This window comes from uncultured Methylibium sp., from assembly GCF_902826655.1.
Lineage (GTDB): Bacteria > Pseudomonadota > Gammaproteobacteria > Burkholderiales > Burkholderiaceae_C > Methylibium.
This window is the reverse complement of the sequence record NZ_CADEFR010000014.1, coordinates 19,836-46,749: the sequence shown is the minus strand read 5'-3', so window position 1 is coordinate 46,749 and position 26,914 is coordinate 19,836. Positions and strand designations below refer to the sequence as shown.

Below are 26,914 nucleotides of genomic sequence, written 5' to 3'. Positions count from 1 at the left end.
CACGCGAAGACGAATCACGCGATCTGCCGCCCGCGATGCGCCTCAATTCGATCAAGCTCTCCGGCTTCAAGTCCTTCGCGGAACCGACGAACTTCCAGCTGCCGGGTCAGCTGGTCGGCGTGGTCGGGCCCAACGGCTGCGGCAAGTCCAACATCATGGACGCGGTGCGCTGGGTGCTGGGCGAGAGCAAGGCCTCCGAGCTGCGCGGCGAGTCCATGCAGGACGTGATCTTCAACGGCTCGGGCAACCGCAAGCCGGCCAGCCGTTCCAGCGTCGAACTGGTGTTCGACAACGCCGACGCCCGCGCCGGCGGGGCCTGGAACCAGTTCACCGAGATCGCCGTCAAGCGCGTGCTGACGCGCGACGGCACCTCCAGCTACTACATCAACAACCAGCCGGTGCGTCGTCGCGACGTGCAGGACGTCTTCCTCGGCACCGGGCTCGGGCCGCGTGCCTACGCGATCATCGGTCAGGGCACCATCAGCCGCATCATCGAGAGCAAGCCCGAGGAACTGCGGCTCTTCCTCGAAGAGGCCGCCGGCGTCTCCAAGTACAAGGAACGCCGCCGCGAGACCGAGAACCGGCTCAAGGACACGCGCGAGAACCTGCAGCGCGTCGACGACATCCTGCGCGAGCTGAACGCCAACCTCGACAAGCTCGAGAAGCAGGCCGAGGTGGCGACGCAGTACCGCGCGCTGCAGGACCAGGGCACGCTCAAGCTCCATCAGCTGTGGTTCCTGAAGCACCGGGACGCCTCGGCCGAGGAGGCGCGCGTCAAGCAGGCCGTGCTGGACGCGACCACCGCGATCGAGGCGCGCGTCGCCGAGTTGCGCCATGTCGAGGCCGAGCTCGAGGCCGTGCGCCAGTCGCACTACGCGGCCAGCGATGCGCTGCACACGGCGCAGGGCTCGCTGGCCGAGGCGGCGCTCGAGGTGAGCCGGCTCGAAGAGCGCATCCGCTACGTCGTCGAGGGCCGCCAGCGTGCCGAGCAGCGCCTGGCCGAGCTCGGCGGCCAGAACGAGAGCTGGGCGGAGCGTCGAGAGCAGGCGACGAGCGAACTCGACGATGCGGCGACCCAGATCGCCGCGGCGGACGAGCAGGCCGAACTGCTGGCCGCGCAGGCCGAGGAGCAGGCCGCGGCATTGCCGGCCGCGGAGGACGCCGTGCGCGCCGCGCAGGCCCGCAGCAACGACCAGCGCGGCAAGGCCGCCGAGGTGCAGCAGCAGATCCAGCTGCTCGCGGCCGAGTCGCGCAACGTCGACGAGCAGACGCGCAGCCTCGCGCAGCGTCGCGACCGTCTGGCGAGCGAGCAGCAGAACCTGGCCGCGCCCGACGACGCACGACTGGAGGCCTTGAAGGCGCAGTTCTCGGCGGCCGGCGAGGTGCAGGCCATCGCCGATGCGCGGGCCGAGGAACTGACCGCCTCGGTGCCGGCACTCGACGAGGACCGCCGCACGCGGCAGGAGCGTGTCAACGCCGAGGCCGCACGCCAGGCCGAGTTGAACGCGCGGCTCGAGGCGCTGCGGGCGCTGCAGGACAAGGTCCAGACCGAAGGCAAGCTCAAGCCCTGGCTCGCGAGGCACGGCCTGGACGGCCTGGCCGGCCTGTGGACCCGCCTGCACATCGAACCCGGCTGGGAGCCGGCGCTGGAGGCCGCGCTGCGCGAGCGCCTGCACGCACTGGCGGTCGGCCGCATGGAGACGGTGCGGGCTTTCGAGGGCGATGCGCCGCCGGCCCGCCTGGCGTTCTACACGCCGCCGAGCGCTGCCATCGCCAACACCCACACGACGCTGCCGCGGCTGTCGGACCTGTTGCGCCTGGGCGGCGAGCCCGGGCTGTCGGCGCTGCTGAACGACTGGCTCGAAGGCGTGTACACGGCCGCCTCGCTCGACGAGGCCCTGGCCAACCGCGGCAAGCTGACCCACGGCGAGGTCATCATGACCCGCGCCGGCCATGCGGTCAGCCAGTTCGCCGTGGCTTTCTATGCGCCGGACTCCGAGCAGGCCGGCATGCTGGCCCGGGCCCAGGAGATCGAGAACCTGGAGAAGCAGGCTCGCGCCCAGGCGCTGATCGTCGACGAGGCGCGCGCCGGGCTGGTCCGCGCCGAGGCGGCCTACACCGATGCGTCGTCGCGCCTGGTCGGCGCGCGCCGCGAGGCAGCGGACAGCCAGACCCGCAGCCACCAGTTGCAGGTCGAGGTGCTGCGCCTGAGCCAGCTGGCCGAGCAGACCACCGCGCGCCGCGACCAGATCGCCGCAGAGCTGGCCGAGATCGATGCCGCTCTGGAGGGGCTGCAGGACAAGCGCGCGACCGCCGAAGGCCGTTTCGAGGAACTGGACCTGCAGCTTGCCGGCGAGCAGGAGCGCCATGCGGAGCTGGACGAGGCCGTGATCCAGGCCGAGCGCCGCCTCGCGGACGCCCGCGAGCAGCTGCGATCGCTGGAGCGCGAGGCCCAGGAGGCGCAGTTCAGCTCGCGCGCCCTGGCGGCGCGCCGCGGCGAGCTGCAACGCGCGATCGAGACCGCGGCACAGCAGATCTCCGCCAACGAGCAGAGCGCCGCACAGCTGCAGGACGAACTCGGCCAGCTGACCGACGCCGCCGCGCAGGCCGGCCTGCAGACCGCTCTGGCGCTGAAGCTGGAACGCGAACAGGCGCTCGGCGCGCAGCGCAGTGCCTACGACGACCTGTCGGCGCGCCTGCGCCAGGCCGACGAGCAGCGCCTCGGCTTCGAGCGCAGCCTCGAGCCGCTGCGCGAGAAGATCACCAGGCTGCAGCTCGAGGAGCAGGCGGCCCAGCTCGGCGGCGCGCAGTACCTCGAGCAGCTCACCGCCGCGCAGGTCGATCTGGACGCGCTCGGCCAGGGTATCGAGGCCGGCGGCGTCAGGCTCCAGGGCCTGCAGGGCGAGATCGACCGCATCAACCGCGAGGTCGCGGCGCTGGGTGCGGTGAACCTTGCCGCACTGGACGAGCTGACCGCCTCGCGCGAGCGCAAGACCTTCCTCGATGCGCAATCGGCCGACCTGATCGAGGCGATGACGACGCTCGAGGACGCGATCCACAAGATCGACCTCGAGACCCGCGACCTGCTGAAGGGCACCTTCGACACCGTCAACGAGCACTTCGGGCGCATGTTCCCCGAGCTCTTCGGCGGCGGCCAGGCGCGCCTGGTGATGACCGGCGACGAGATCCTCGACGCCGGCGTGCAGGTGATGGCCCAGCCGCCCGGCAAGAAGAACAGCACGATCCACCTGCTGTCCGGCGGCGAGAAGGCGCTGACGGCGATCGCGCTGGTGTTCGCGATCTTCCAGCTGAACCCGGCGCCGTTCTGCCTGCTGGACGAGGTGGACGCGCCGCTCGACGACGCCAACACCGAGCGCTACACCAAGCTGGTGAAGAGCATGTCGGACAACACGCAGTTCCTCTTCATCTCGCACAACAAGATCGCGATGGAGATGGCCGGCCAGCTGATCGGCGTGACGATGCAGGAGCAGGGCGTGTCGCGCATCGTCGCGGTCGACATGGACTCGGCGGTTTCGATGGCCGAGGCCGCCTGATCCCATGACCTCGCTCCAGCTCTCGCTCGCGATCGCCGGCGGGCTGGTGCTGGCCGCTGTCGTGGCGCACGGCGCCTGGCAGGCTCGGCGCAGCGAGATCAAGCGCGTGGCGGCCGAGCCTGTCGACCCGCCGGCGCCGCAGGAGCCGAGCTTCGACGCGCCGCCTCCGCCCGGCGCCGCAGCGGATGACGCCGGAACCGTGCCGCGCATCGAGCCCACGCTGGGTCGCCGCAGCGCCGGACCGCGGCTGGACGCGCTGATCGACGCGATCGCAACGCTGACGATCGACACCCCCGCCAGCGGCGAGACCGCCGTCATGCATCTGCCACCGACCCGGCGGGCCGGCAGCAAGCCGCTGCTGGTCGAAGGCCTGAACGCCGAGACCGGCGAGTGGGAGACGCCGTCGGCGGGCCAGCGCTACGGCGAGTTCCAGGCCGGCGTGCAGCTGGCCAACCGCAGCGGTGCGCTCAACGAGATCGAGTACTCCGAGTTCGTGCAGAAGGTCCAGGCTTTCGCCGAGTCGCTGGGTGCGCTGGCGGACTTTCCGGACATGCTGGACGTGGTGGCCCGGGGGCGCGAGCTGGACGCCTTTGCCGGCGAGCACGATGCCCAGCTGGCGCTGAGGCTGGTGTCGCGCGGCGCCGCGTGGTCGCTGGGCTACGTGCAGCAGCACGCCAGCCGCCACGGCTTCGTCGCCGGGCAGCTGCCGGGCCGGCTGGTCTTGCCGGGCGGCGAGGAGGGCGCGCCGCCGGTGCTGAGCCTGCAGTTCGACCCCCAGGCCGCATTGGCCGACGAGCCCAGCCAGGCCGCCGTGCGCGAACTGACGCTGGCCTTCGACGTGCCGCAGACCGCGGCCGGTGAAGCGCCCTTCGGCGCGTGGTGCGCGGCCGGCGAGGCGCTGGCGCTGTCGCTCGACGCGGCGATGTACGACGACAGCGGCCAGCCGCTGCAGGCGGCCGCCTTCGCCGGCATCGGCCAGGCGCTGGAGCGCCTGTACGCGGCCCTGGCCGAGCGCGATCTCGCGGCCGGCTCGGCCGCGGCGCGGCGCCTCTTCAGCTGAATCCGCTGAAGAGACGGCCCCTAAACTCGGCGGCATGCCCGTTCCCGAAGCCTTGGCCGACCAGGCCGCGCGGCTGCGCGAGCAGCTGCAGCACCACGCCCACCGCTACTACGTGCTCGACGCGCCGGAGATCCCCGACGCCGAGTACGACCGCCTGTTCCAGGAGCTTCAGGCGATCGAGGCCCGGCACCCCGAGCTGCGCACGCCCGACTCGCCGACGCAACGGGTGATCGGCCAGGTGCTCGACGGCCTGGTGGCCGTTCGGCACGCGCTGCCGATGCTGTCGATCCGCACCGAGACCGACACCAGCGCCGCCGGCGCGGTGGCTTTCGATGCGCGCGTGCGACGCGAGCTCCAGCTCGGCGACGATGCGCCGGCGCTCGACTACAACGCGGAGCTCAAGTTCGACGGCCTGGCGATCAACCTGCGTTACGAGGACGGCGTGCTGGTGCAGGCCACGACGCGGGGCGACGGCGAGACCGGCGAGGACGTCACGCACAACGTCCGCACCATCGGGCAGATCCCGCTGAAGCTGCGCGGCCGGGCGCCGGCGCTGATCGAGGTCCGCGGCGAGGCCTACATGCGCCGCGACGACTTCGAGCGCCTGAACGAACTGCAGCGGGCGAGGGGCGGCAAGACCTTCATCAACCCGCGCAACACCGCGGCCGGTGCGATCCGCCAGCTCGACCCCAAGGCGCTGGCCGACAAGAAGCTGAGCTTCTTCGCCTACGGCGTGGGCGACACGCGCGGCTGGGAGCAGCCCGCCACGCACAGCGGCACGCTCGATGCCATCGCCGCCTTCGGCGTGCCGGTCAACGCTGACCGCCGCGTGGTGCAGGGCGCCGACGGGCTCGTGGCCTTCCACCAGGCCATCGCCGCGAAGCGCGACGCGCTGCCCTTCGACATCGACGGCGTGGTCTACAAGGTCGACGAGGTCGCGCTGCAGAAGCGCCTGGGCTTCGTGACGCGCGAGCCGCGCTGGGCGGTGGCGCACAAGTACCCGGCCCAGGAACAGCTGACGCGGCTGAACGGCATCGAGATCCAGGTCGGCCGCACCGGCAAGCTGACGCCGGTGGCCAAGCTGGCGCCGGTCTTCGTCGGCGGCACGACGGTCAGCAACGCGACGCTGCACAACGTCTTCGAGCTCAGGCGCAAGGGCGTGCGCATCGGCGATACCGTGGTCGTCCGCCGCGCCGGCGACGTGATCCCCGAGGTCGTCGGCCGCGTGCCGGGAGAGCGTGCGGTCTACGTGCCCAACTTCCGCATGCCGCGCGACTGCCCGGTGTGCGGCAGCCGCGTGCTGCGCGAAAAGGGCGGCATCGACCATCGCTGCACCGGCGGCCTGTTCTGCGCCGCGCAGCGCAAGCAGGCGATCCTGCACTTCGCCGGGCGGCGCGCGATGGACATCGAAGGCCTGGGCGACAAGCTGGTCGAGCAACTGGTCGACGCCGGCATCGTCGAGAGCCTGCCGGACCTGTACCGGCTGGAGGTCGCCGACCTCGCCGCACTGGACCGCATGGCCGAGAAGAGCGCCGGCAATCTCGTGGCCGCCCTGCAGAAGAGCCGGCGCACGACGCTGGCGCGCTTCCTGTACGCACTCGGCATCCGCCAGGTCGGCGAGACGACGGCCAAGGACCTGGCGAAGCATTTCGGATCCCTGGATCGCGTCATGGCTGCGACCGAGCCGCAACTGCTCGAGGTCGACGACGTCGGCCCGGTCGTCGCGCAGAGCATCCGGACCTTCTTCGAGCAGCCACACAACCGCGAGGTCGTGGGCCAGCTCCGCGCGGCCAGCATCGAGTGGGACGAGCACGACGGCGAGGCCGACCTGAGTCCGAAGCCGCTGGCCGGCAAGACCTTCGTGCTGACCGGCACGCTGCCGACGCTGAGCCGCGACCAGGCCAAGGAGATGATCGAGGCCGCCGGCGGCAAGGTGGCCGGCTCGGTGTCGAAGAAGACGCACTACGTCGTCGCCGGCGCCGAGGCCGGCAGCAAGCTCGACAAGGCGCGCGAGCTGGGCATCGAGCTGCTGGACGAGGGCGGCCTGCTGACCCTGCTAGGCTAGGACAACATGGCCATCCGCGAGATCCTGAAGATGGGCGACCCCCGCCTGCTGCGCGTCGCGCAGCCGGTGCGCGAGTTCGACACGCCCGAGCTCCACGCGCTGATCGCCGACCTCTTCGACACCATGGAGGCGGCCAACGGCGCCGGCCTGGCGGCGCCGCAGATCGGCGTCGACCTGCAGGTGGTGATCTTCGGCTTCAGCCGCAACGACCGCTATCCCGACGCGCCGCCGGTGCCGCGCACGGTGCTGCTCAATCCGGTCATCACGCCGTTGTCCGACGCGCTGGAGGACGGCTGGGAAGGCTGCCTGTCAGTGCCCGGCCTGCGCGGCGTCGTGCCGCGGCATGCGCGCATCCGCTACGCCGGCGTCGACCCGCAGGGCCAGCCGATCGATCGCGAGGCCGAAGGCTTCCACGCCCGTGTGGTGCAGCATGAGTGCGACCACCTGATCGGCACGCTCTACCCGATGCGGGTGCGAGACTTCTCGAAGTTCGGGTTCACCGAGGTGTTGTTTCCGGGCCTCGATGCGACCGCTGACGATTGAGTGCGGGCTCGGCGGCCGCTCCGAGCCGGCCGAGAGCGACGGGCGACCGACTGCGTTCATGTCCCCCGACGCTTGCTGGACGCTCGCGTCTCCTCCTTTGCTTCACTCCGTCGGTCGCCCATCGCTCTCGGCTTGTCATCGCTCGAGCCGCTTGCAACGGATGCCAGGGCGGCTCAGGCGACCAGCCGGCTGCCGGGTTGTGCGGAGCGAAGTAAAGGAGGAGGCGGGGCGCAGCCCCGCCGGGGGACATGAGCGCAGTACAGCCCGGCAGTCGGCTGGTCAGCTCGCTCCGAAAGTCAATGCGGCCTACTTCAGCAACGGCCGCAACACCGGCCAGACATTGCCCAGCATGATCGGATGCGCCGCTTCCTTCGGATGGATGCGGTCGGCCTGGAACAGCTCGGTGGCGTTCGGCGCGTCGCCCACGCCCTTCAGAAGGAAGGGCACCAGCGCCGCGCCCTCGGCCTTGGCCACCTTGGCGAACAACGCCGCGAAGTCCTCGTTGTACTGGCGGCCGTAGTTCGGCGGGACCTGCATGCCGGCCAGCAGCACCTTGGCGCCAGCGGCCTTGGCGGCGCGCGCCATCTCGGCCAGGTTGCGCTCGGTCATCGACAGCGGCAGGCCGCGCAACGCATCGTTGCCGCCGAGCTCGATCACGACGACGGCCGGCCTGTGCTGGGCCAGCAGCGGCGCCAGGCGCGAGCGGCCACCCGAGGTGGTGTCGCCGCTGACGCTGGCGTTCACGACGGTGGCCGCCACCTTCTCCTGCGCGAGCTTCTTCTCCAGCAGCGCGACCCAGCCGCTACCGCGCTGCAGGCCGTACTCCGCCGAGAGGCTGTCGCCGACGACCAGCACCACCGGTGCCGCGGCTGTCGCCACGCCGGCGAACCCGAGCAGCAGCGCGGCCGAAATCCCCTTGATACAGTGCCTGCGCCCCATCGCCATTCCAGCATCCTCGAAGAAGAACCAATGTCCGCAACGATCATCGCCGTCGAGCACGTCACCAAGCGCGTACAGGACTCGGGCGGCGAATTGACGATCCTGCACGATATCGACTTCTCGCTCGCACCGCAGGAGTCCGCCGCGATCGTCGGAGCGTCGGGGTCGGGCAAGAGCACGCTGCTGTCCATCATCGCCGGCCTGGACGTGCCGACCGAGGGCACGGTGCGACTCGCCGGCATCGACCTGTTCGCCCTGGACGAGGATGCCCGCGCCGCGGTGCGGGCCGAGCGCGTCGGCTTCGTGTTCCAGAGCTTCCAGCTGATGGGCAACCTGACCGCGCTCGAGAACGTGATGCTGCCGCTCGAGTTGCAGGGTCGGGCCGACGCGAAGGCGGCCGCGACCGAGATGCTGGTGCGCGTGGGCCTGGGCGAGCGCCTCGGCCACTACCCCCGGCTGCTGTCGGGCGGCGAGCAGCAGCGCGTGGCGCTCGCGCGCGCCTTCGTCGTCAAGCCGGCGCTGCTGCTGGCCGACGAGCCGACCGGCAGCCTCGACTTCGCGACCGGCGAGCGCGTGATGGAGCTGATGTTCGAGCTCAACCGCGAGCAGGGCACGACCCTGGTGCTGGTGACGCACGACCGCGGCATCGCCGCGCGGTGTGACCGGCAGGTGCGGATCGAAGCGGGACGCCTGACGTAGGCTCGTTCGCGCCCGCCGTTGCGCAGCAAGGCACGCGCGTCCATCGGTGGCGGCGGCTTCCTTCGAGGCACGCCACGATAATCCGGCATGACCCAAGCCCGCGTGCTCTTCGGCTTCCATGCCCTCACCGTCCGACTGAAGACCGCGCCGGGCTCCATCGTCGAGCTCTACATCGACGCGACCCGCCGCGATGCACGCATGCGCCAGTTCGTCGAGCGCGCCAAGGAAGCCGGCGTGCGCCTGCTCGACAGCGACGAACTGCGCCTGCAGGCCCTGGCCGGCACGCACCGCCACCAGGGCGTGGTCGCCAAGGTCCACCCGGTGCCGGCGGCGAAGTCGCTGGACGACCTGCTCGACACGGTGGAGGGCCCGCCGCTGCTGCTGGTGCTGGACGGCGTGACCGATCCGCACAACCTCGGCGCCTGCCTGCGCGTGGCCGACGGCGCCGGGGCGCACGCCGTGATCGCCCCCAAGGACCATGCGGTCGGCCTGAACGCGACCGTCTCCAAGGTCGCGAGCGGCGCCGCCGAGACGGTGCCCTATTTCATGGTCACGAACCTGGCGCGCAGCCTGAACGAGCTGAAGGAACGCAACATCCGCGTGGTCGGCACGGCCGACGACGCGCCGCGCACGCTCTACGCGGCCGACCTGCGCGAGCCGCTGGCGCTGGTGCTCGGCGCCGAAGGGCAGGGCATGCGCCAGCTGACGCGCAAGACCTGCGACGAACTGGTGAGCCTGCCGATGGCCGGCGCGGTGGAAAGCCTGAACGTGTCGGTCGCCAGCGGCATCTGCCTGTACGAGGCGGTGCGCCAGCGTGGCGCCTGACGACGACGGCCTGGCCCAGGTCCGCGGCTGGATCGCCGACGCGGATCGCATTGCGGTGCTGACGGGCGCGGGCATATCGGCCGAGAGCGGCAGCCCCACCTTCCGCGACGCGCAGAGCGGCCTCTGGGCGAAGTTCGACCCGGCCCGGCTGGCCTCGCCCGAGGGCTTTGCGGCCGATCCGGCGCTGGTGTGGGGCTGGTACGCGAGCCGCCGCGACGGCGTGCGCCAGGCGCAGCCGAACGCGGCGCACCGGGCGCTCGCCGACTGGGCGGCCGTGCACCGGGGCCGGCTGGCGGTGGTCACGCAGAACGTCGACGACCTGCACCAGCGGGCTGGCAGCCGCGACGTGATCCGCCTGCACGGCGACATCCTCGAGGACCGCTGGTTCGACACCTGCCGGCGGCAGGAACGCGGCGAGCCGCCCTGCGACCCGGCGTCGGCCCGGGCCGGCGAGCCGCCGACCTGTGCCGACTGCGGCAACCGCGTGCGGCCCGGCGTCGTCTGGTTCGGCGAGCCGCTGCCGGTCGCGGCGCTGGATGCTGCCGAGCAGGCGGCCCGGCGCTGCGCGCTGATGCTCGTCGTCGGCACCTCGGGCGCGGTCTATCCCGCCGCAGGCCTGGCGCGCACCGCGCGACGCCACGGGGCGCGCGTGGTGATCGTCAATCCGCACGAGAGCGAGCTCGACGACGTCGCCGACCTCTGCCTGCGCGGCCCGGCGGCCACGCTGCTGCCGCGGTTGCTCGCATAGACTTTGCACGAATCGCCATGCCCGTCGTCGCCGTCACCCATCCGCTGGTCCGCCACAAGGTCGGGCTGTTGCGCGAGGCCGAGGCCTCGACCAAGAAGTTCCGCGAGATCACGGCCGAGCTGGCCCGCTTGCTGGCCTACGAGGCGACGGCCGACTTTCCGCTCGAGCGGGTCACGATCGACGGCTGGTGCGGCCCGGTCGAGGTCGAGCGCATCCAGGGGCGCAAGGTCACCGTGGTGCCGATCCTGCGGGCCGGGCTGGGCATGCTGGACGGCGTGCTGGACATCGTGCCCAACGCCAAGATCAGCGTCGTGGGCCTGTCCCGCAACCACGACACGCTGCAACCCGAGCACTACTTCGAGAACCTGGTCGGCCAGCTCGCAGAGCGCACTGCGCTCATCATCGACCCGATGCTGGCGACGGCCGGTTCGATGATCGCGACGGTCGACCTGCTCAAGCGCAAGGGCTGCCAGGACATCCGCGCGCTGGTGCTGGTGGCCGCGCCGGAAGGCGCGCAGGCGCTGAACGCGGCCCACCCCGAGGTCCGCTGCTGGACCGCGGCGGTCGACAGCCACCTGAACGGGCAGGGCTACATCATTCCCGGCCTGGGCGACGCGGGCGACAAGATCTTCGGCACCAAGTGAGTTCGAGCATGACGAGACCCTGGCTGATCGCGCCGCTGGCGCTGACCCTGACCCTGATGGCCGGCTGCACGCAGGAGCGGCAGAACCAGATCCGCCGCGACATCCAGAACTGGACCGGCACCAACGGCGTGATGGAGGTCTACGCCGGCGGGCAGCTGGTGAAGCGCTTCCTCAAGGTCGACAAGCTCAGCACCGCCTACGGCACCGACGACGGCCAGGCGCGCGGCTACCGCTTCGGCTACGGCGTCTACGACGCCAACCTCGACGGCAAGGTCGACCCCGGCGAGAAGCGCGTCTACTTCGAGGTCGGCGAGTTCTCGACCTACGTGTTCTTCGAGAACCCGTCCTGAGCGTCGTCGCCGCGGCGCAGCCGGCGCTCGGCCCACAGGCTGAGTGCCAGCGCCCCGACGACCCAGGCCAGCCCGATCCAGTTCAGTCCGACGTAGAGGTCGCGCCCGCTCGCGCCGGCCAGGCCGTGCGCCGCGACGACCGCGCCGCCGCCGGCCGCGCCGATCGCCTGGCCCAGGTAGATGGCCGACGTGTTGAGCGCCATCAGTGCCGGGGCCAGCGCCGGCGCGGCCTGGCCCAGCCGTGCCTGCTGGGCCGAGTTGGACGAGAACAAGCCCAGCGCCCAGGGCACCAGCAACAGGGCCATCGACAGGTAGCCGACGCCGAGCGGCCAGATCAGCAGCGAGAAAGCGATGAAGGCCAGCATCGCCGCCACGGCGCGCGCCGCGCCGACGCGGTCCACGTGCCGCGACAGCAGCACGTTGCCCAGCACGCCGAAGGCGCCGAACCAGGCGAAGAGCAGGCTGATCTCGGTCGCGCCCGCGCCCAGCACCTGCTTGTAGTACGGCGCGAAGTAGGTGAAGACGGTGAACTGGCCGGCCCCGGAGAGCGCGGTCACCGCGACGATCGCCATCAGCGCCGGGTGCGTCAGCACCTCGCGCCAGGCGCGCAGGCTCATCGCGGGCGGCCTCACGCCGTCGGGCATCACGGCCCAGACCCAGGCTGCGCCGGCCACGCCCAGCACCGCCACCAGCCCGAAGGCCCAGCGCCAGCCGAAGGATTCGCCGATGTAGCTGTGCAGCGGCATGCCGAACACCGACGCGACCGACCAGCCGAGGAAGATGAATGTGATCGCGCGGCCCCGCTCGGCCGGTGGCGCCAGCCAGCCCATCGCCGCGGCCGCCTGGGGCGTGAACACGGCCGCGGCCAGCATCGTCAGCGCGCGCACCGGCGTCAGCACCGCGTAGCTCGGCATGACGGCCGACAGCAGGTGGCCGATCGCGTACCAGACGAGCGAGAACGTGAGCAGCCGCCGGCGGTCCCAGCCGCCGATCGCGGCGGCCAGCAGCGGGGCGCCGATGCACATCACGACCGCCGCGATCGCGATCAGCTGGCCGCCGAGCGCCACGCTCACGTCCAGCGAGCGCGTCAGGTCGTTCAGCGAGCCGGCCACGACCATCACGCCGCAGCCGATCACGAAGTTGCCGAACATCAGCGCCCAGCGGGCGCCGCGCAGCGTGGGGAGGGCCGGCGCGGCGTTGCCGGCGTCCGCGGCCTCACTGGCCACGCATCACCCGGAAGGCCTCGGGGTTGACGACGTTGGTCGGCTCGCCCTTGATGAAGCTGATCACGTTGTCGAAGGCGGCGCCGAAGTAGAGCTCGTAGTTCTCCTGCTCGACATAGCCCAGGTGGGGCGTGCAGATCGCGTTCTCGAGCCGCAGCAGCGGCGTGCCCTGCATGATGGGCTCGTTCTCGAACACGTCGACGGCGGCCATGCCGGGCCGGCCGCGGTTGAGGGCGGAGACGAGGGCGTTCTCCTCCAGCAGCTCGGCGCGAGAGGTGTTGACGAAGAGGGCGGTCGGCTTCATCCGCTGCAGGTCGTCGAAGCCGACCAGGCCGCGGGTCGCCTCGTCCAGCCGCAGGTGCAGCGACAGCACGTCGGCCTGCTCGAAGAAGTCCTCGCGCGATGCCGCGGCCTCGCAGCCATCGGCCTGGGCCTTGTAGCGCGAGGCTTCGCTGCCCCATACCAGCACCCGCATGCCGAAGGCCCGGCCGTAGCCGGCGACCCGCTGGCCGATGCGCCCGTAGCCCCACAGGCCGAGGGTCTTGCCCTCGAGCACCATGCCGACGCCGAAGTTCGGCGGCATCGACGAGGCCTTGAGCCCCGCCTGCTGCCAGGCGCCGTGCTTGAGGCTCGCGATGTACTGCGGCAGCCGCCGCATCGCCGCCATGATCAGCGCCCAGGTCAGCTCGGCCGGCGCGACCGCCGAGCCGACGCCTTCGGCGACGGCGATACCCAGGCGGGTGCAGGCCTCGACATCGATGTGCGGACCGACGCGCCCGGTCTGCGCGATCAGCTTGAGGCGCGGCAGCTTCTCGAGCAACTGCCGCGGGAAGGGGCTGCGCTCGCGGATCGGCACCACGATGTCGGCATCGCGCAGGCGCACCGACAGCTGGCCGATGCCCTTGACGGTGTTGGTGAAGACCTTGGCGCTGTAGCCGTCGAGCTTGGACGCGCAGGCCAGCTTGCGCACGGCGTCCTGATAGTCGTCCAGGATGATGATGTTCATGCGGGGAGGGGGCCGTGCGATGCCGACCCCACCGGTCGTCGCGGTCGATTGTGCACGCCGCGCGCGGAGATCGGCTTCGGACTAGCATCCGCCGCCATCACCCCGACGAGGAGACCCGCGATGTCGCTCACCATGCACTCGGCCAGCGTGCCGATCTACCTCACGATGCTGGGCAACCTGTCGAAGTGGCTCGACAAGGCCGTGGCCCACGCCGAGGTCAAGAAGTTCGACGTCAACACCTTGCTGACGGCTCGGCTGGCGCCGGACATGCTGTCGCTCGCCAAGCAGGTGCAGATCGCCTGCGACAGCGCCAAGTTCGGCGTCGCCCGCCTGGCTGGCGGCGACGCGCCCAAGTTCGACGACACCGAGACCACCATCGCCGAGCTGCAGCAGCGCATCGCGGCGACCGTCGCCTACATCAAGGGCGTGCCGGCCGCGCAGGTCGACGGCACCGAAACCAAGCCGATCAGCGTGCCGGTCCGTGGCCGCGATCCGCTGCAGTTCAGCGGCGAGCAGTACCTCAAGCACTTCGCGCTGCCGAACTTCTTCTTCCACGTCACGACGGCCTACGGGCTGCTGCGCCACAACGGCGTCGAGCTCGGCAAGGCCGACTTCCTGCGCGGCGGCTGAGGCCTTCCCCCGATGCGCCGGCCGGCCGCGACGACTAGGCTGGAACGATGAAGTGGATCCGTCGCGGCACGCTGGGGCTGCTGCTGGTGGCGGCGCTGGTCGGCGGGGCACTGGGGGTCTACCGTCACTTCGCGCTGCCGCAGACCGAGGGCCGCCTGCAGGTCGCCGGCCTGCGGACCGGTCTGACGATCGAGCGCGACGAGCATGGCATCCCGACCATCCGTGCCGCCTCGGTCGACGACGCCTGGTTCGGGCTGGGCTTCGTGCACGCGCAGGACCGGTTGTGGCAGCTGGAGACCCACAAGCGCATCGGCGCCGGGCGCCTGGCCGAGGCCTTCGGGCCGCCGGCGCTGGAGAGCGATCGCTTCCTGCGGGCCCTCGGGGTGCGTCGCAGCGCCCAGGCGCAGTGGCAGCAGGCCAGTCCGGCCGTCCGCGCGACGCTGACGGCCTACAGCGCCGGCATCAACGCCTACCTGCGCGACCACCTGCGCGCGCGGCCGCCCGAGTTCGTGCTGCTGGGCCTGCAACCCGAGGAATGGAGTCCCGTCGACAGCATGGCCTGGTCGACGATGATGGCCTGGGACCTGGGCGGCAACTGGAGCAGCGAGCTGCTGCGCATGCGACTCGCCCTGACGATGCCGGTGCTGCGGATCCAGCAGCTGCTGCCGCCCTACCCGGGCGATCGGCCTCCGCAGACGCAGGACTACGCGTCGCTCTACCGCAAGCTCGAGGTCGGTGACCCCGGCCGGCCGCTCCAGGCCGCGGCACCGGTGGCCGGGCTGCCCTGGAGCATCGACGGCGCCGTCGAGGGGGCGGGATCGAACAACTGGGTCGTCGCCGGCTCGCGCAGCGTCACCGGCACGCCCTTGCTGGCCAACGACCCGCACCTGAAGCTCAGCGCGCCGGCGCTGTGGTACTTCGCCCGGCTCGAAGCCCCGGGCCTGCGCGTGGCCGGTGCGACCCTGCCGGGCCTGCCGACCGTGGTGCTGGGCCAGAACGAGCACATCGCCTGGGGCTACACCAACACCGCGCCGGACGTGCAGGACCTCTACCTCGAGCGCGTCGATACCGGCGCGCCGGAGCGCTACGAGACCCCCGAGGGCTGGGCCGAGTTCGAGCGCTTTCCCGAGACGATCCGCGTCAAGGGCCAGGCCGATGTCGCCTTCGTCGCGCGGCGCAGCCGCCACGGGCCGATCATCTCGGATGCCGGGGTGCCGGCGACGGCCGGACTCACCGGCGCCGGCCCCACGCCGCGCTACGCGATCGCGATGCGCTGGACCGCGCTGGATGCGGATGCCAGCGCGACGCTCGACGCCGGCCTCGCCTTCAATCTGGCCGGGTCGGTCGAGGCCTTCGTCGACGCGTCGTCCCGTTATGTGGCGCCGATGCAGAACATGGTGGTCGCCGATGCCGAGCACATCGCCATGGTGGCGGCCGGTCGTGTGCCCCTCCGGCGCCCCGAGCACGATCTCGAGGGCCTGGCGCCGGCCCCTGGCTGGGACGCGAAGTACGACTGGGTCGGCTTCGTGCCGGCCACGGCGACGCCGCGCGAGCGCGACCCTTCGCGCGGCTGGATCGCGACCGCCAACCATCGCATCCACGGGACGCAGTACCCGCACTTCATCACCAGCGAATGGGCGCCGCCGTACCGACAGCAGCGCATCGAGCAACTGCTCGGCGCGCGGCCGTTGCACAGCCTGGAGAGCCTGGCGGCGATCCAGGCCGACGTGCTGTCCGGTGCCACGCGGCGCCTGCTGCCATTCCTGCAGCATGCGCGCTCGGCGCATCCGCTGGCGGCGGCCGCCCAGCAGCAGCTCGAAGGTTTCGAAGGGACGATGTCGGCCGAGCGGGCGGCGCCGTTGATCTTCAGCGCCTGGGCCCGCCAGCTCGGCCAGGCGGTGTTCTCCGACGACCTGGGACCCGCGCTGTTCGATCGGCAGCTGGCCAACCGCAGCTTTCGCGAGGCGCTGGAAGCCGTGCTCGAACGCGACGACGGTGCCTGGTGCGACGACCTGCGCACGGCGGCGGTCGAAAGCTGCGCCCAGCAGTCGGACGCCGCCTTCACGCGGGCACTCGACGAACTGCAGGCCGCCCAGGGCGCGGACGTGGCGCAATGGCGCTGGGGCCAGGCCCACGTGGCGCGCGCCGAACACCGGCCGTTCAGCCGCGTCAAAGCGCTTGCGCCGTGGTTCGAACTGCGCACGCCGGTCGGCGGCGACACCTACACCGTCAACGTCTCTCGCGTCGGCCTGCGCGCCGATCCGACCACCGGCGAGCTCTATCTCAACGAGCACGGCCCGAGCCTGCGGGCGCTGTACGACCTGGGTGATCGCAGCCGGTCGCGTTTCGTGCATTCGGGCGGGCAGAGCGGACTGGTCTTCAGCCCCCACTACCGCAACTTCGTCGACCGCTGGGCGCACGTCGAGTACCTGCCCGTCTGGGGCGACGGCCGACGCGGCAGGGTGCTGGAGCTGGCGCCCCGCTGATCGGCGCAGAAAGGCCGTGCCGGGAGTCAACCGGGCGCGGCGGGCGCCTGGGCCTGCACCGCGGCCGCGAGCTCGAACACCGACAAGGGCGCGCTGCCCTCGGCCTTGTTGTTGATCGTCACGTAGACCGGCTGGCCAGCGCCGGCCGTGGCGGCAATCAGGCGGGCGAGGGCGGCGCGCGTGGCCGGGTCAGGAGCCACGAGGCGGTCGAAGGGCTCGAACCTGTCCTTCGCCTGGGCGTAGCGCAGGCCACGCTGGAGGTTCCAGCGGCACACCAGTGCTCCAGGCCAGGTCGCGCGCAGCATCGGGAGCTGATCCTCCAGCGGCGGCATCCGATCGTGGAGGCCGACGCAGTAGCGCACGCCTTGCGCCTTGAGCAGCGCGGCGAGTTCCGGGGTCAGCAGTCTGGTGTCGCGGACTTCCAGCGCCAGCAGGCCGTGCTGGGGTCGCGGAAGAGCATCGAAGAGCCGGTCGAGGGCGGCCAGCCAGCGACGTTCGTCGGCCAGCCAGGGCGGCGTCAGCGGCGAGATCTGGAAGACCAGCACGCCGAGCTTGTGGCGAAGCCCCTCCACAGCAGGCATCACGACCTCGTCCCGCGCCATCGCCGGATCGAGGAACAAGGGGTTGGGCTGGGCCGGCAGGCCGCTGCCGACCTCGCGCAGGCTGGCGTCGGTCACCGCCGAGGCGGCCTTGACGACGAACCGGAAGTCGTCGGGCACCTGTGCTGCGAGCCGTGCGTAGTCGGCCGCCGGCATCGGGCGATAGAAGCTGCGGTCCAGGCTGACCGTTCGCAGCAAGGGATGCTGTGCGTAAGCCTCGAGGCCGTGCCGGGACAGGCCGGGCTGGGGATAGTCGCGGGCGAAGACCAGGCCGGCCCAGCCCGGGAAGTACCAGGACGAGGTACCCAATCGCACCAGGGGCGACAGGCCGGTCGCGAGGCGCTTCAGCGCGTCCGGCACCTCGGCGGGTTCGACACGCGCCGCGCCGCGACGTCGTGGACCGGCGCGGACGTCAGGACCCGGCAGGACGAACGCCGGATCGGTCTCGAACAGATCGGGGTGGGAGGGCACGCCTCGAGTATCGGGCGGGCTTCGCAGATCACCTGAGCAGGTTGATCTAGTAATTTACATAATATACATCAGCGCGGCTACTGGAACCGCGATGACGAGCTTCCCGGCTGGCCGACCTTCAGGCGTCGCCTTCCAGGCTGGCCAGCTCAGGCGCGTCGTCGATCTCGCGATCGAAGTCGGCCACATCCTTGGCGGTGCGCGGGATCAGCGGCTTGTCGAGCGGCCGGCAGACGCGGCGCTTCAGGCGGCTCAGGCGATCGGAGCGCTCCATGGCCTGCACCACGGCATCCGGGTTCATCAGCAAGGCGAAGGGATTCGAAGGAGTCTGGATCGGAAGCATCGGGCACCTCTGTTGGTTGCGTCTCGGTGCTTGCAATGTAGGCAGGTGCCGGGCGACTCCATAGTCGGCCGGCCGCCAAAGGCAATGTCGGAAAGCGGCTGACACGCTGTCAGGCCACCCTGCCTTCATGTGTCAGCGACTGCCCGGCCTGGCGCGGGCTTCCAGACGTGCTGCCAGCTTCTCGCGGCCCGCCAGCTCGGCCAGGTCGGCGGCAGCGGTGTCGTTGCGGTCACGCGCCGCCGGATCGGCACCCGCTGCGAGCAGCGTGTCGACGATCTCCTCGCTGCCGTGCAGGGCTGCGAGCATCAGCGCCGTGCGGCCGTTCGGGGCCCGCGCGTCGACGTCGGCACCCTGCTGCAGCAGCAGGCGCGTGGCGGCCAGCGAGTTGCCGGCCGCTGCGTAGTGCAGCGGCGTCCAGCCGCTGAGCCGCACCTCGGCGCCGCGGGCGATCAGGGCCTTGCAGACTTCGGGCTGCCCCTTGAGCGCGGCCATCATCAGCGGCGTCTCGCCGGCCTTGTTGCGCACGTTGACGTCGGTCCCCGGCAACTGCGCCAGCGCCATCGCCGAGGCTGGCGCGTCGGCCCGCAGCGCACGGATGATGGCCGGCTGACCATCCGGATCGCGCGCGTTGGGGTCGAATCCACGACTGACGAGGTCACGGATCTGCTCGACATCCCCGCCGACCACGGCCCGGAAGAAGCTGTCGTAGGAGTTGAAACCAGCGCAAGAAATGCAAGCTACAGCAACAAGATAGGTTGCAATTCTCATAATCTACATTGCATTGTGAAGAAGGCCGGTGCGAGCGAAGAGCCGCTCGAAATTGCGGCTGGTCTCGGCAGCGATCAGCTCGACGCCCAAGCCCTTGATGCGGGCCAGTTGCTCGGCCACCCGGGGCACGTAGGACGGGTTGTTGATCTTGCCGCGATAGGGCACCGGCGCGAGGTAGGGGCTGTCCGTCTCGATCAGGCAGCGGTCCATCGGCACGATGCGCGCGACTTCGCGCAGGTCGGTCGCGTTCTTGAAGGTCAGGATGCCCGAGAAGGAGATCATGAAACCCAGGTCCAGCGCGTCGCGCGCGACGTCCAGCGTCTCGGTGAAGCAATGGAACACCCCGGTGACCGCATGGCCGCCCTCCTCGCGCAGGATCGCCAGCGTGTCTGCGGACGCGCTGCGGGTGTGGATGATCAGGGGCAGGCCGGTGGCGCGCGCCGCGCGGATGTGGATGCGAAAGCGCTCGCGCTGCCACTCCATGTCGGCGACGCTGCGTTCGCCCAGCCTGTAGTAGTCGAGTCCGGTCTCGCCGATGGCGACCACGCGCGGCAGCGCGGCGCGCTCCTGCAGGTCGGCCACCGTCGGTTCGGTCACGCCCTCGTTGTCCGGATGAACGCCGACGCTGCACCAGAAGTTGTCGTAGCCGGTTGCCAGCGCGTGAACGGTCTCGAACTCCTCGAGCGTCGTGCAGATGCACAGCGCGCGGTCGACGCGCTCGCGCGCCATCGCCGCGCGGATCGCCGGCAGTTCGGCCTGCAGTTCGGGAAAGCTGAGGTGGCAGTGCGAGTCGACGAACATCTTGCGGGGGCGCAGCGAGCGAGCCCGCAGTATCGGGCAGCAGCGCAGCCCGGCCGGTCAGATGGTCTGGGTCGGCTTGGCGGACGAGATCGAGGTTCCGAGGATCTCCTCGATCTTGACCTTCAGCAGCCGGGTCTTCTCGTCGGTGGGAAATCGCACGCCGACACCTTGTGTGCGGCCGCCGGAGGCATTGGCCGGCGTGACCCAGCCGATCTTGCCGGCCACCGGATAGCGCTGGGGGTCGTCGGGCAGGGACAGCAGGAGATAGATGTCCTCGCCGAGCTTGTATTCGCGGTTGGTCGGCACGAACAGGCCGCCTTCCGCGAACAGGGGAATGTAGGCTGCATAGAGGGCGCCCTTTTCCCGGAAGACGAGCTGGATGACGCTCGGGCGCGCCGTGTTTGCGGGCGCCGGCGTGCCCCGGACGTTGACCTCACTCATCGGCCCAGTGTAGCCAACGGATCGCGCGCAACGCGGCCCGTGGCGGGGCTCTGCATGGCGTAGCGCACGGTTTGGACCAGCGATTCGACCGCGAGCGTGGCGTTCCACGGATGCTCGGCCCGACGAGCCTCGGCCCGCAAGTCGCGGGCGCAATCCGTCAGCCGCGACAGCTCGGCGCCAGTCGGCATCGCAGCGACGGGAAAGTAGCGCGGTGCAGCACCGACGGCGAGCGCCATCGCGTCGTGGCAGAGCTTCTGCAGTGCCTCGATCGCCAGAGGAAGCGGCCAGGCCGCGAGCGTCGCCGACTGACCCGCCAGCACCTCGCGCGGCAGGCGCTGCCAGCAGGCCGCATCGACGCCCAGTGCCAGCCGGTCGATCACGTCGAGCGGCGCTCCGCCGGCCGCGGCGAGCAGCACGGCCGGCTGCTCGATCTGCTGCGCGGCCAGCCAGCCGGCGGCCACGTGGGCATCGGGCAGCGCGACACGCCGGGCCTGGCAGCGGCTGCGCACCGTCGGCAGCAGCCGTTGCGGGGCCGACGACGTCAGCACGAAGCGGGCCCTGCCGGGGGGCTCCTCCAGCGTCTTCAGCAGCGCGTTGGCGCTGGTGGCATTCATGCGATCCGCCGGATGCACAACGACCACTTTGGTGCCGCCTCGCGATGCCGTCTGCTGCGCGAAGGCGACCGCCGTGCGTACCGCCTCGACCTTGATCTCCTTGCTGGACTTGGCCTTGCCCTTGCCGCCTTCCGCGTCGTCGGCATCGTCGGCGGCGTTCCAGCCCAGACGGTCCTGCAGCGCTTCGGGGATCAGCACCAGCAGGTCCGGATGGGTCCGCGCGGCCAGCAGGTGACAGGCGGTACAGCGGCCACAGGCTCGACCCGAGGGCCGGGCGCCCTCCTCCGCTTCGCACAGCCACGCCGACGCCACCGCCATCGCCAGTTCGAACTGCCCGACCCCCTGCGGCCCATGCAGCAGCAGCGCGTGGCCGCGCGTCGCTCGCAGCGCCTGCGCCAGCGGTCCATCCAGCCAGGGCGGTAGCGCGTCGGCCGTCATGGCGCTCACCAGCCGCGCGCGGCCAGCGCGGCGGCGACCTGCGCCGCCACCGCCTCGCGCGACTGTCCCGCGTCGATGCGCACGAAGCGCCGCGGCTCGGCCGCGCAGCGCTCGCCGTAGCCGCTGCGCACGCGCTCGAAGAAGGCGGCGTCCTGCTGCTCGAACCGGTCGGGGGCTCGGGCGGCGGCCAGCCGCTCGGCGGCCAAGGCCGGATCGAGGTCGAACCACAGCGTCAGGTCGGGCTGGCGCAGCCCGGCCGGCGAGGACTGGACCCAGGCCTCCAGCGTGGCCAGGATCCGTTGATCGAAGCCGCGGCCGGCACCCTGGTAGGCAAAGCTGGCGTCGGTGAAGCGGTCGCACAGCACCGCGACCCCGCCGTCGAGTGCCGGCTGGATGACCCTCTCGAGGTGATCGCGGCGCGCCGCGAAGATCAGCAGCGCCTCGGTCAGTGCGTCCATCGGCCGGTGCAGGATCAGGTCGCGCAGGGACTCCGCCAGCGGCGTGCCGCCCGGCTCGCGCGTCCGCAGCACCTCGATGCCGCGCTGGCGCCAGCGTTCCGCGAGCGGCTCGATGTGGCTGGACTTGCCGGCGCCGTCGATGCCTTCGAAGCTGATGAATCGGCCCGCTGGGCCGGCCTGGGTCGCGCTCACTGCGTGCTGCTGCTGCGGCCGCCGCCGCGCTGGTATCGGTTGACGGCGCGATTATGGTCGGCGAGGTTCGAGCTGAACTCGCTGCTGCCGTCGCCGCGCGCCACGAAGTAGAGCGCCTTGGTCGGCTCGGGCCGCACGGCGGCCAGCAGTGACGCCTTGCCCGGCATCGCGATCGGCGTCGGCGTCAGGCCGGTTCGCAGGTAAGTGTTGTACGGCGTGTCGGCCTGCAGGTCGCGTTTGCGCAGGTTGCCGTCGAAGGACTCGCCCAGGCCGTAGATCACGGTCGGGTCGGTCTGCAGCGGCATGCCGATCCGCAGCCGGTTGATGAAGACGCCGGCGACCTTGCCGCGATCGGCCGCAGCACCGGTTTCCTTCTCCACGATCGAGGCCAGGATCAGGGCGTCCTCGGGCGACCTGAGCGGGGTGTCGGGCTGGCGCTCGGCCCAGGCCGATTCGAGACGCCGCTGCATCGCGCGGTGGGCCCGCTGCAACACGGCGAGATCGCTGCTGCCCTTGCTGTAGGCGTAGGTGTCGGGGAAGAACCAGCCCTCGGGCGCCTTCCCGGCGGCGCCGATCGCGGCCATCAACTCCGCGTCGCTCATCGCGGCGGAGGCCGGCTTCAGCGCCTCGGCCTTGGCCAGTTCGGCACGCACCTGGCGGAAGGTCCAGCCCTCGATCAGCCGCACCGCGGCCTGGGCCTCGTCGCCGCGCACCATCTTGCGCAGCAGGTCCTGGGGCGTGATGCCGGCTTCGATCTCGTAGCTGCCGGCGCGGATGCGGCGGGCCTGGCCCGACCAGCGGAACCACTCGTAGAGCAGCCGCGGATCGACCCGCACACCGGCATCGACCCAGCCCTGCGCGATCTCGCGCGGCGAGGTGCCGGACTCGACGGACAGCTCGACCGTCGGCGTCGCCAGCGGCAGCGGCTGATCCAGCCACCAGCGCACGGCCGCCGCGGCACCGAAGGCCAGCAGCAACAGCAGGAACAGCCCCCACAGCAGGATGCGCTTCATCGACTCCGAACGGCTTGAATGTTCACGCTGATGATAATCAGCGCATGTCCAACGCCCTTCAGACCGACCCGGCCACCGGCGGTGCGGTGCGCCTGATGCACAGCGCCGTGATCCGCGCCAGCGGGCCGGACGCCGCCGCCTTCCTGCACGGCCAGCTGACCAACGACTTCACCGGCCTGGGCCTCGGCGAGGCGCGCCTGGCGGCCTACTGCTCGGCGAAGGGCCGCATGCTGGCGAGCTTCGTCGGCTTCAAGCACCGCCACGACGAGATCTGGCTGGCCGGCCGCGCCGAACTCGTGCCTGCAACCCTGAAGCGGCTGCGCATGTTCGTGCTGCGCGCCAAGCTGCAGCTGGCAGAAGGCGGCGACGACGCCATGCTGCTGGGCCTGGCCGGCGACCCGGTGACCCGGCTCACCCCGGCCGCGTCGTCGATGGCGGTCTGGTCGCGTCGCGATCACGACGGCGGCCATCTCGTGCGCCTGCCCGACGCCGTCGGCGTGCCGCGCTGGCTGTGGGCTGGCTCGGCGACCCAGGCCGAGTCGGTGCTGGCCGCATTGCCGCCGCTGGCGCTCGAGCTCTGGGACTGGCTCGAGGTGCGCAGCGGGGTCGCGCCGATCGTCGGCGCGACGGTCGAGGCCTTCGTGCCGCAGATGCTGAACTACGAGCTGCTCGGCGGCGTGAACTTCCAGAAGGGCTGCTACCCCGGCCAGGAGATCGTGGCCCGCAGCCAGTACCGCGGCACGCTGAAGCGCCGGGCCGCGCTGCTGCATGCCGAGGTCTCGCTGCAGTCCGGGCAGGAAGTCTGGTGGAGCGGCGATGCCGCCCAGCCCAGCGGCCTGGTCGCGCTGGCAGCCGCGGCGCCCGCCGGAGGCTGGGACGCCCTGGTCGAGCTGAAGCTCACGGCACTCGATGGCGGCACGCTGCACCTGGGTGCCGTCGATGGCCCGCCGCTGGCGGTGCTGCCCCTGCCCTACGCCCTGCCCCGCGAGCCGGCGACGGCCTGAACGGCGGATGCGCCCCGAGCAGCACGAGCTCTTCGTCTACTACCGCGTGCCGCAGGCGCGGGCCGCGGAGCTGGTCGACGCCGTGGTGCGCATGCAGGCCGCGCTGCAGGCAGCGCACCCGGGCCTGCGGCAAGCGCGTCTGCTGCGGCGGCCGGACGCCGCCGATGGTCGCCATACCTGGATGGAGGCCTACGCCTTCGATCCGGCCAGCGCGCCCGAGCAGCTGGCCGCCGCCATCGAGCAGGCGGCCAGCCCGTTGGCGGCCTTGATCGACGGGCCGCGCCACGGCGAACGCTTCATCGCATGTGCCTCGTAGCCCTGGCCCTCGACCAGGACCGGCGCTTCCCGCTGGTGCTGGCCTCCAACCGCGACGAGTTCTTCGACCGTCCGGCCGCGCGCCTGGGCTGGTGGACGCCCGAAGGCGGCGGCTCCGAGATCCTCAGTGGCCGAGACCTGCAGGCCGGCGGCACCTGGCTCGGCCTCAGTGCCGCCGGCCGGCTGGCGCTGGTGACCAATGTGCGTGACCCGGCCCGCCACGACCCGGCGGCGCCGTCGCGCGGCGAACTGGTGCCGCGCTGGCTGCACAGCGAGCTGCCGCTCGACCGCTTCTGGATGCAGGTGGCTCTGTCGGGCTACAACGGCTTCAACCTGATCGCAGCCGACTTCGCTCGCGGCGACTGCTTCTGGGCCAGCAGTGCGGCGGCCTTGCCGCGCCGGCTGGAGCGTGGGCTGTACGGCCTGTCGAACGCGCTGCTCGACACACCCTGGCCCAAGGTGGCGCGGCTCAAGGCCGGGGTGCAGGCCGCGATCGGTTCGGTCGGCGCCGACGACGACGTCGACCTGCTGGCCACGCGGCTCTTCGACGCGCTGGGCGATCGCAGCCTCGCGCCGGACGAACAACTGCCGGACACCGGCGTGCCGCGCGAGCTGGAGCGCCAGCTGTCCGCGGCCTTCATCCGCACACCCGACGGCCGCTACGGCACGCGCTGCTCGACCCTGGTGATCACCGAGCGCATCAAGCGCCAGCTCGTCACGCATGTCTTCGAGCGCAGCTACACCGCCGGGCCGGGCGTCGCGCTGCTGCGGCGGTCCCGACTGAACGGCTGGCCGCCGCGCTACAGCGCGTCGGGCACGGCCGGCCGCATGTCGGCCGAGACGGTGCCCGCCGGGCTCGACGAAGCCGCTGCCCCGGCGGCCGCCAAGCGCACGCGCGCCCGCGGCGTGATCAAGCCCAGCGGCCCGCGCACCCGCTACTGAGCCGCCCGGGGCATCAGCGGCGCAGCGCCATCAGTTCGAGCATCAGTTCGATGCGGGCCTGCGCCGGCGTCGGCGCGCCGCTGGCCGGCAACTCGTCGTGACCCGTCGGCAGCAGCAGGCCGTCCGGCACCCGGCTGCTGCGACGGATCGCCACGCCAGCCGCCTGCGCTGTGCGCAGAGCCGCCTCCAGGGCGTGGTGCAGGCTGCCGTTGCCGGTGCCGGCCGCCACGATGCCGTCGACGCCCTGCGCGACCAGCGCGTCGACCAGGGCGCCCGTCGCACCGGCGTGGCTGGCGACGATCTCGACGCGCGGCCAGGGACGGTCGAGCAAGGCGGTGCCCAGCGCGGTGCCACCCGGCCAGTCGCGCGCGCGCTGCAGGCTCGCGCCGTCGAGTCGGCCGATCGGCCCCGCGTCCCCGGCGCCGAAGCCATCGACGCGCTGCCGATGCGTCTTGCGCACGTCGAGCGCGCCGAACACCGTGCCGGCGAACACGACGCCTACGCCTCGGGCACCCGGCTCGCGGGCCACCCGCACGGCATCGGCCAGGTTCTGCGGCCCGTCGGCCTCGCGCGCACTGGCCGGGCGCATCGCGCCGGTCAGGATCACGGGCTTGGCCGGCGCCAGGACGCGCTGCAGCAGGTAGGCCGTCTCCTCCATCGTGTCGGTGCCGTGGGTGACGACGACGCCGGCCACCTCGGGCCGCGCCAGATGCTGTTCCACGCGCTGCACCAGCTGCCGCCAGAGGTCGAAGCTCATGTCCTTGCTGTCGACCTGGGCGATCTGCTCCGCCTCGATCGCCTGTCCGGCCAGGCCCGGCACCGCGGCAAGCAGCTGCTGCACGCCGAGCCGGGCCGCCGTGTAGCCGACATGATCGTCGGCACTGGCCGCGGTCCCGGCGATGGTGCCGCCCGTGGCCAGGATCACGACGGTCGCGGCAGACGGCTGAGGCGGGCTTTGCATGTTTTGGAAAACTGGATAAAAATACAGCTACTGGATAAATCGCCAGATCGAGCCCCGCATCCCGCGACCGGCCACGATCCGCGATCGATCCTCGGGAGCCCGCGATGGACGAAACGCCCAAACTCACTGCCCGGCAGCAGCAGATCCTCGATCTGGTCCAGACCTCGATCGAGCGCAGCGGCTCACCGCCGACGCGGGCCGAGATCGCGGCAGAACTGGGCTTTCGTTCGGCCAATGCCGCCGAGGAACACCTCCAGGCCCTGGCCCGCAAGGGCGTGATCGAGCTGCTGGGCGGCACCTCGCGCGGGATCCGCTTGAAGTCTGACACATTGCGTTCGCTGAACCAGGCGCGCAACAAGCAGTTCTCGCTGCCCCTGCCCAGCCTGTCGCAGCTGATGCTGCCGCTGGTCGGGCGCGTCGCCGCCGGCAGCCCCATCCTCGCGCAGGAACACATCGACCAGACCTTCGCAGTCGAGGCCACTCTGTTCCCGCGCCGGCCCGACTACCTGCTCAAGGTGCGCGGCATGAGCATGCGCGACGCCGGCATCCTGGACGGCGACCTGCTCGCGGTGCAACGCTCCAAGGAGGCCAAGAACGGCCAGATCGTCGTCGCGCGGCTGGGCGAGGAAGTCACGGTCAAGCGCTTCCGGCGCGTGCGCGGCACGATCGAACTGCTGCCCGAGAACCCGGACTTCGAACCCATCGTCGTCGGCCCCGACAGCGGCGAGTTCGAACTCGAAGGCCTGGCCGTCGGCCTGATCCGTAATACCTTGCTGATGTGAGCG

The 26,914-nt window shown here is 71.4% G+C and carries 27 protein-coding genes; 15 read left to right on the top strand and 12 right to left on the bottom strand.

All coding sequences use genetic code 11. From position 1 onward, the window contains the following. Positions 1-35 precede the first annotated feature (35 nt). The 4 genes from smc to def are packed head-to-tail and all read left to right on the top strand — an operon-like array spanning position 36 to position 7,222. Entirely contained in the window at positions 36-3,554 is a 3,519-nt protein-coding gene (gene smc, locus QZV97_RS08355; RefSeq protein ID WP_295641085.1) for a chromosome segregation protein SMC, read from the top strand. A 4-nt stretch (positions 3,555-3,558) separates the two neighbouring features. After that, positions 3,559-4,614, top strand: coding sequence for a cell division protein FtsZ (locus QZV97_RS08350; RefSeq protein WP_295641083.1), 1,056 nt, complete (start codon positions 3,559-3,561; stop codon positions 4,612-4,614). Between the two features lie 34 nt (positions 4,615-4,648). Continuing rightward, entirely contained in the window at positions 4,649-6,679 is a 2,031-nt protein-coding gene (gene ligA / locus QZV97_RS08345; protein WP_295641081.1) for an NAD-dependent DNA ligase LigA, read from the top strand. Between the two features lie 6 nt (positions 6,680-6,685). After that, on the top strand, positions 6,686-7,222 hold the full coding sequence (gene def, locus QZV97_RS08340; RefSeq protein WP_295641079.1) for a peptide deformylase: 537 nt from the start codon (positions 6,686-6,688) through the stop codon (positions 7,220-7,222). A 306-nt stretch (positions 7,223-7,528) separates the two neighbouring features. On the opposite strand, the gene QZV97_RS08335 is transcribed toward def, so the two are convergent. After that, the gene (locus QZV97_RS08335) at positions 7,529-8,167 is read right to left on the bottom strand and encodes an arylesterase (protein WP_295641077.1); all 639 of its coding nucleotides are present in this window, start codon (positions 8,165-8,167) and stop codon (positions 7,529-7,531) included. Positions 8,168-8,191: 24 nt separating this feature from the next. On the opposite strand from QZV97_RS08335, the gene QZV97_RS08330 reads away from it, so the two are divergent. From QZV97_RS08330 to QZV97_RS08310, 5 genes are all read left to right on the top strand, one after another. After that, positions 8,192-8,860, top strand: coding sequence for an ABC transporter ATP-binding protein (locus QZV97_RS08330; RefSeq protein WP_295641075.1), 669 nt, complete (start codon positions 8,192-8,194; stop codon positions 8,858-8,860). A gap of 87 nt (positions 8,861-8,947) precedes the next feature. After that, entirely contained in the window at positions 8,948-9,685 is a 738-nt protein-coding gene (rlmB, locus tag QZV97_RS08325; RefSeq protein WP_295641073.1) for a 23S rRNA (guanosine(2251)-2'-O)-methyltransferase RlmB, read from the top strand. Then, positions 9,675-10,433 (top strand): NAD-dependent deacylase, encoded by a 759-nt coding sequence (locus QZV97_RS08320; protein ID WP_295641072.1) that lies wholly within the window; start codon positions 9,675-9,677, stop codon positions 10,431-10,433. Before rlmB ends, QZV97_RS08320 begins: the two co-directional genes overlap by 11 nt. Before the next feature lie 17 nt (positions 10,434-10,450). Further along, positions 10,451-11,077 (top strand): uracil phosphoribosyltransferase, encoded by a 627-nt coding sequence (gene upp, locus QZV97_RS08315; RefSeq protein ID WP_295641070.1) that lies wholly within the window; start codon positions 10,451-10,453, stop codon positions 11,075-11,077. A gap of 8 nt (positions 11,078-11,085) precedes the next feature. Further along, entirely contained in the window at positions 11,086-11,427 is a 342-nt protein-coding gene (locus QZV97_RS08310) for a hypothetical protein (RefSeq protein ID WP_295641068.1), read from the top strand. Here the strand turns inward: QZV97_RS08310 and QZV97_RS08305 are convergent. Continuing rightward, the gene (locus tag QZV97_RS08305) at positions 11,400-12,653 is read right to left on the bottom strand and encodes an MFS transporter (RefSeq protein ID WP_295641066.1); all 1,254 of its coding nucleotides are present in this window, start codon (positions 12,651-12,653) and stop codon (positions 11,400-11,402) included. The two genes, QZV97_RS08310 and QZV97_RS08305, sit on opposite strands and share 28 nt — an antisense overlap. Further along, a complete protein-coding gene (locus QZV97_RS08300; protein ID WP_295641064.1) occupies positions 12,643-13,656 on the bottom strand; it encodes a D-2-hydroxyacid dehydrogenase family protein in 1,014 nt (337 codons plus the stop codon). The genes QZV97_RS08305 and QZV97_RS08300 overlap by 11 nt, the downstream gene beginning before the upstream one ends. Positions 13,657-13,776: 120 nt before the next feature. On the opposite strand from QZV97_RS08300, the gene QZV97_RS08295 reads away from it, so the two are divergent. Together QZV97_RS08295 and QZV97_RS08290 are read left to right on the top strand one after the other, a co-directional pair. Next, positions 13,777-14,286 carry a DUF1993 family protein gene (locus tag QZV97_RS08295; RefSeq protein ID WP_295641062.1) on the top strand — a complete coding sequence of 170 codons (510 nt, stop codon included), beginning with the start codon at positions 13,777-13,779 and terminating at the stop codon, positions 14,284-14,286. Between the two features lie 47 nt (positions 14,287-14,333). Continuing rightward, a complete protein-coding gene (locus tag QZV97_RS08290) occupies positions 14,334-16,772 on the top strand; it encodes a penicillin acylase family protein (protein ID WP_295641060.1) in 2,439 nt (812 codons plus the stop codon). A gap of 26 nt (positions 16,773-16,798) precedes the next feature. Here QZV97_RS08290 and QZV97_RS08285 read toward each other — a convergent pair whose 3' ends face one another. The 8 genes from QZV97_RS08285 to mltG form a co-directional block, all read right to left on the bottom strand. Further along, positions 16,799-17,842 (bottom strand): DUF72 domain-containing protein, encoded by a 1,044-nt coding sequence (locus QZV97_RS08285; RefSeq protein WP_295641058.1) that lies wholly within the window; start codon positions 17,840-17,842, stop codon positions 16,799-16,801. Between the two features lie 118 nt (positions 17,843-17,960). After that, positions 17,961-18,182: a hypothetical protein gene (locus tag QZV97_RS08280; RefSeq protein WP_295641056.1), complete on the bottom strand. Its 222-nt coding sequence runs from the start codon at positions 18,180-18,182 to the stop codon at positions 17,961-17,963. A gap of 132 nt (positions 18,183-18,314) precedes the next feature. Beyond that, entirely contained in the window at positions 18,315-18,950 is a 636-nt protein-coding gene (locus QZV97_RS08275) for an ankyrin repeat domain-containing protein (RefSeq protein WP_295641054.1), read from the bottom strand. Positions 18,951-18,953: 3 nt separating this feature from the next. Continuing rightward, entirely contained in the window at positions 18,954-19,751 is a 798-nt protein-coding gene (locus QZV97_RS08270; protein ID WP_295641052.1) for a TatD family hydrolase, read from the bottom strand. Between the two features lie 57 nt (positions 19,752-19,808). After that, entirely contained in the window at positions 19,809-20,192 is a 384-nt protein-coding gene (locus QZV97_RS08265) for a PilZ domain-containing protein (RefSeq protein ID WP_295641050.1), read from the bottom strand. Then, positions 20,189-21,244: a DNA polymerase III subunit delta' gene (holB, locus tag QZV97_RS08260; protein ID WP_295641048.1), complete on the bottom strand. Its 1,056-nt coding sequence runs from the start codon at positions 21,242-21,244 to the stop codon at positions 20,189-20,191. Before holB ends, QZV97_RS08265 begins: the two co-directional genes overlap by 4 nt. Positions 21,245-21,249: 5 nt before the next feature. Beyond that, entirely contained in the window at positions 21,250-21,894 is a 645-nt protein-coding gene (gene tmk / locus QZV97_RS08255; RefSeq protein WP_295641046.1) for a dTMP kinase, read from the bottom strand. After that, positions 21,891-22,907, bottom strand: coding sequence for an endolytic transglycosylase MltG (gene mltG, locus QZV97_RS08250; protein ID WP_295641044.1), 1,017 nt, complete (start codon positions 22,905-22,907; stop codon positions 21,891-21,893). The genes tmk and mltG overlap by 4 nt, the downstream gene beginning before the upstream one ends. A gap of 44 nt (positions 22,908-22,951) precedes the next feature. On the opposite strand from mltG, the gene QZV97_RS08245 reads away from it, so the two are divergent. Genes QZV97_RS08245 through QZV97_RS08235 form a run of 3 tightly spaced genes read left to right on the top strand, consistent with a single transcriptional unit; the run spans position 22,952 to position 25,168 of the window. Further along, complete coding sequence (locus QZV97_RS08245) at positions 22,952-23,911, top strand: folate-binding protein (protein ID WP_295641042.1); 960 nt, start codon at positions 22,952-22,954, stop codon at positions 23,909-23,911. A gap of 7 nt (positions 23,912-23,918) precedes the next feature. Beyond that, on the top strand, positions 23,919-24,227 hold the full coding sequence (locus QZV97_RS08240) for a DUF4936 family protein (RefSeq protein ID WP_295641041.1): 309 nt from the start codon (positions 23,919-23,921) through the stop codon (positions 24,225-24,227). Further along, entirely contained in the window at positions 24,215-25,168 is a 954-nt protein-coding gene (locus tag QZV97_RS08235; RefSeq protein ID WP_295641039.1) for an NRDE family protein, read from the top strand. Before QZV97_RS08240 ends, QZV97_RS08235 begins: the two co-directional genes overlap by 13 nt. A 13-nt stretch (positions 25,169-25,181) precedes the next feature. On the opposite strand, the gene QZV97_RS08230 is transcribed toward QZV97_RS08235, so the two are convergent. Continuing rightward, entirely contained in the window at positions 25,182-26,129 is a 948-nt protein-coding gene (locus QZV97_RS08230) for an asparaginase (protein ID WP_295641037.1), read from the bottom strand. Between the two features lie 104 nt (positions 26,130-26,233). Here QZV97_RS08230 and lexA point away from each other — a divergent pair, with 104 nt between their 5' ends. Further along, positions 26,234-26,911: a transcriptional repressor LexA gene (gene lexA, locus QZV97_RS08225; RefSeq protein ID WP_295641035.1), complete on the top strand. Its 678-nt coding sequence runs from the start codon at positions 26,234-26,236 to the stop codon at positions 26,909-26,911. The last annotated feature ends 3 nt before the right edge of the window (positions 26,912-26,914 follow it).

Bases quoted from the DNA above. Each gene is read 5' to 3' on its own strand.
- smc (WP_295641085.1), top strand. From the start codon at position 36: ATGCGCCTCAATTCGATCAAGCTCTCCGGCTTCAAGTCCTTCGCGGAA.
- QZV97_RS08350 (WP_295641083.1), top strand. From the start codon at position 3,559: ATGACCTCGCTCCAGCTCTCGCTCGCGATCGCCGGCGGGCTGGTGCTG.
- ligA (WP_295641081.1), top strand. From the start codon at position 4,649: ATGCCCGTTCCCGAAGCCTTGGCCGACCAGGCCGCGCGGCTGCGCGAG.
- def (WP_295641079.1), top strand. From the start codon at position 6,686: ATGGCCATCCGCGAGATCCTGAAGATGGGCGACCCCCGCCTGCTGCGC.
- QZV97_RS08335 (WP_295641077.1), bottom strand. From the start codon at position 8,167: ATGGCGATGGGGCGCAGGCACTGTATCAAGGGGATTTCGGCCGCGCTG.
- QZV97_RS08330 (WP_295641075.1), top strand. From the start codon at position 8,192: ATGTCCGCAACGATCATCGCCGTCGAGCACGTCACCAAGCGCGTACAG.
- rlmB (WP_295641073.1), top strand. From the start codon at position 8,948: ATGACCCAAGCCCGCGTGCTCTTCGGCTTCCATGCCCTCACCGTCCGA.
- upp (WP_295641070.1), top strand. From the start codon at position 10,451: ATGCCCGTCGTCGCCGTCACCCATCCGCTGGTCCGCCACAAGGTCGGG.
- QZV97_RS08310 (WP_295641068.1), top strand. From the start codon at position 11,086: ATGACGAGACCCTGGCTGATCGCGCCGCTGGCGCTGACCCTGACCCTG.
- QZV97_RS08300 (WP_295641064.1), bottom strand. From the start codon at position 13,656: ATGAACATCATCATCCTGGACGACTATCAGGACGCCGTGCGCAAGCTG.
- QZV97_RS08295 (WP_295641062.1), top strand. From the start codon at position 13,777: ATGTCGCTCACCATGCACTCGGCCAGCGTGCCGATCTACCTCACGATG.
- QZV97_RS08290 (WP_295641060.1), top strand. From the start codon at position 14,334: ATGAAGTGGATCCGTCGCGGCACGCTGGGGCTGCTGCTGGTGGCGGCG.
- QZV97_RS08280 (WP_295641056.1), bottom strand. From the start codon at position 18,182: ATGCTTCCGATCCAGACTCCTTCGAATCCCTTCGCCTTGCTGATGAAC.
- QZV97_RS08275 (WP_295641054.1), bottom strand. From the start codon at position 18,950: ATGAGAATTGCAACCTATCTTGTTGCTGTAGCTTGCATTTCTTGCGCT.
- QZV97_RS08270 (WP_295641052.1), bottom strand. From the start codon at position 19,751: ATGTTCGTCGACTCGCACTGCCACCTCAGCTTTCCCGAACTGCAGGCC.
- QZV97_RS08265 (WP_295641050.1), bottom strand. From the start codon at position 20,192: ATGAGTGAGGTCAACGTCCGGGGCACGCCGGCGCCCGCAAACACGGCG.
- holB (WP_295641048.1), bottom strand. From the start codon at position 21,244: ATGACGGCCGACGCGCTACCGCCCTGGCTGGATGGACCGCTGGCGCAG.
- mltG (WP_295641044.1), bottom strand. From the start codon at position 22,907: ATGAAGCGCATCCTGCTGTGGGGGCTGTTCCTGCTGTTGCTGCTGGCC.
- QZV97_RS08245 (WP_295641042.1), top strand. From the start codon at position 22,952: ATGTCCAACGCCCTTCAGACCGACCCGGCCACCGGCGGTGCGGTGCGC.
- QZV97_RS08240 (WP_295641041.1), top strand. From the start codon at position 23,919: ATGCGCCCCGAGCAGCACGAGCTCTTCGTCTACTACCGCGTGCCGCAG.
- QZV97_RS08235 (WP_295641039.1), top strand. From the start codon at position 24,215: ATGTGCCTCGTAGCCCTGGCCCTCGACCAGGACCGGCGCTTCCCGCTG.
- QZV97_RS08230 (WP_295641037.1), bottom strand. From the start codon at position 26,129: ATGCAAAGCCCGCCTCAGCCGTCTGCCGCGACCGTCGTGATCCTGGCC.
- lexA (WP_295641035.1), top strand. From the start codon at position 26,234: ATGGACGAAACGCCCAAACTCACTGCCCGGCAGCAGCAGATCCTCGAT.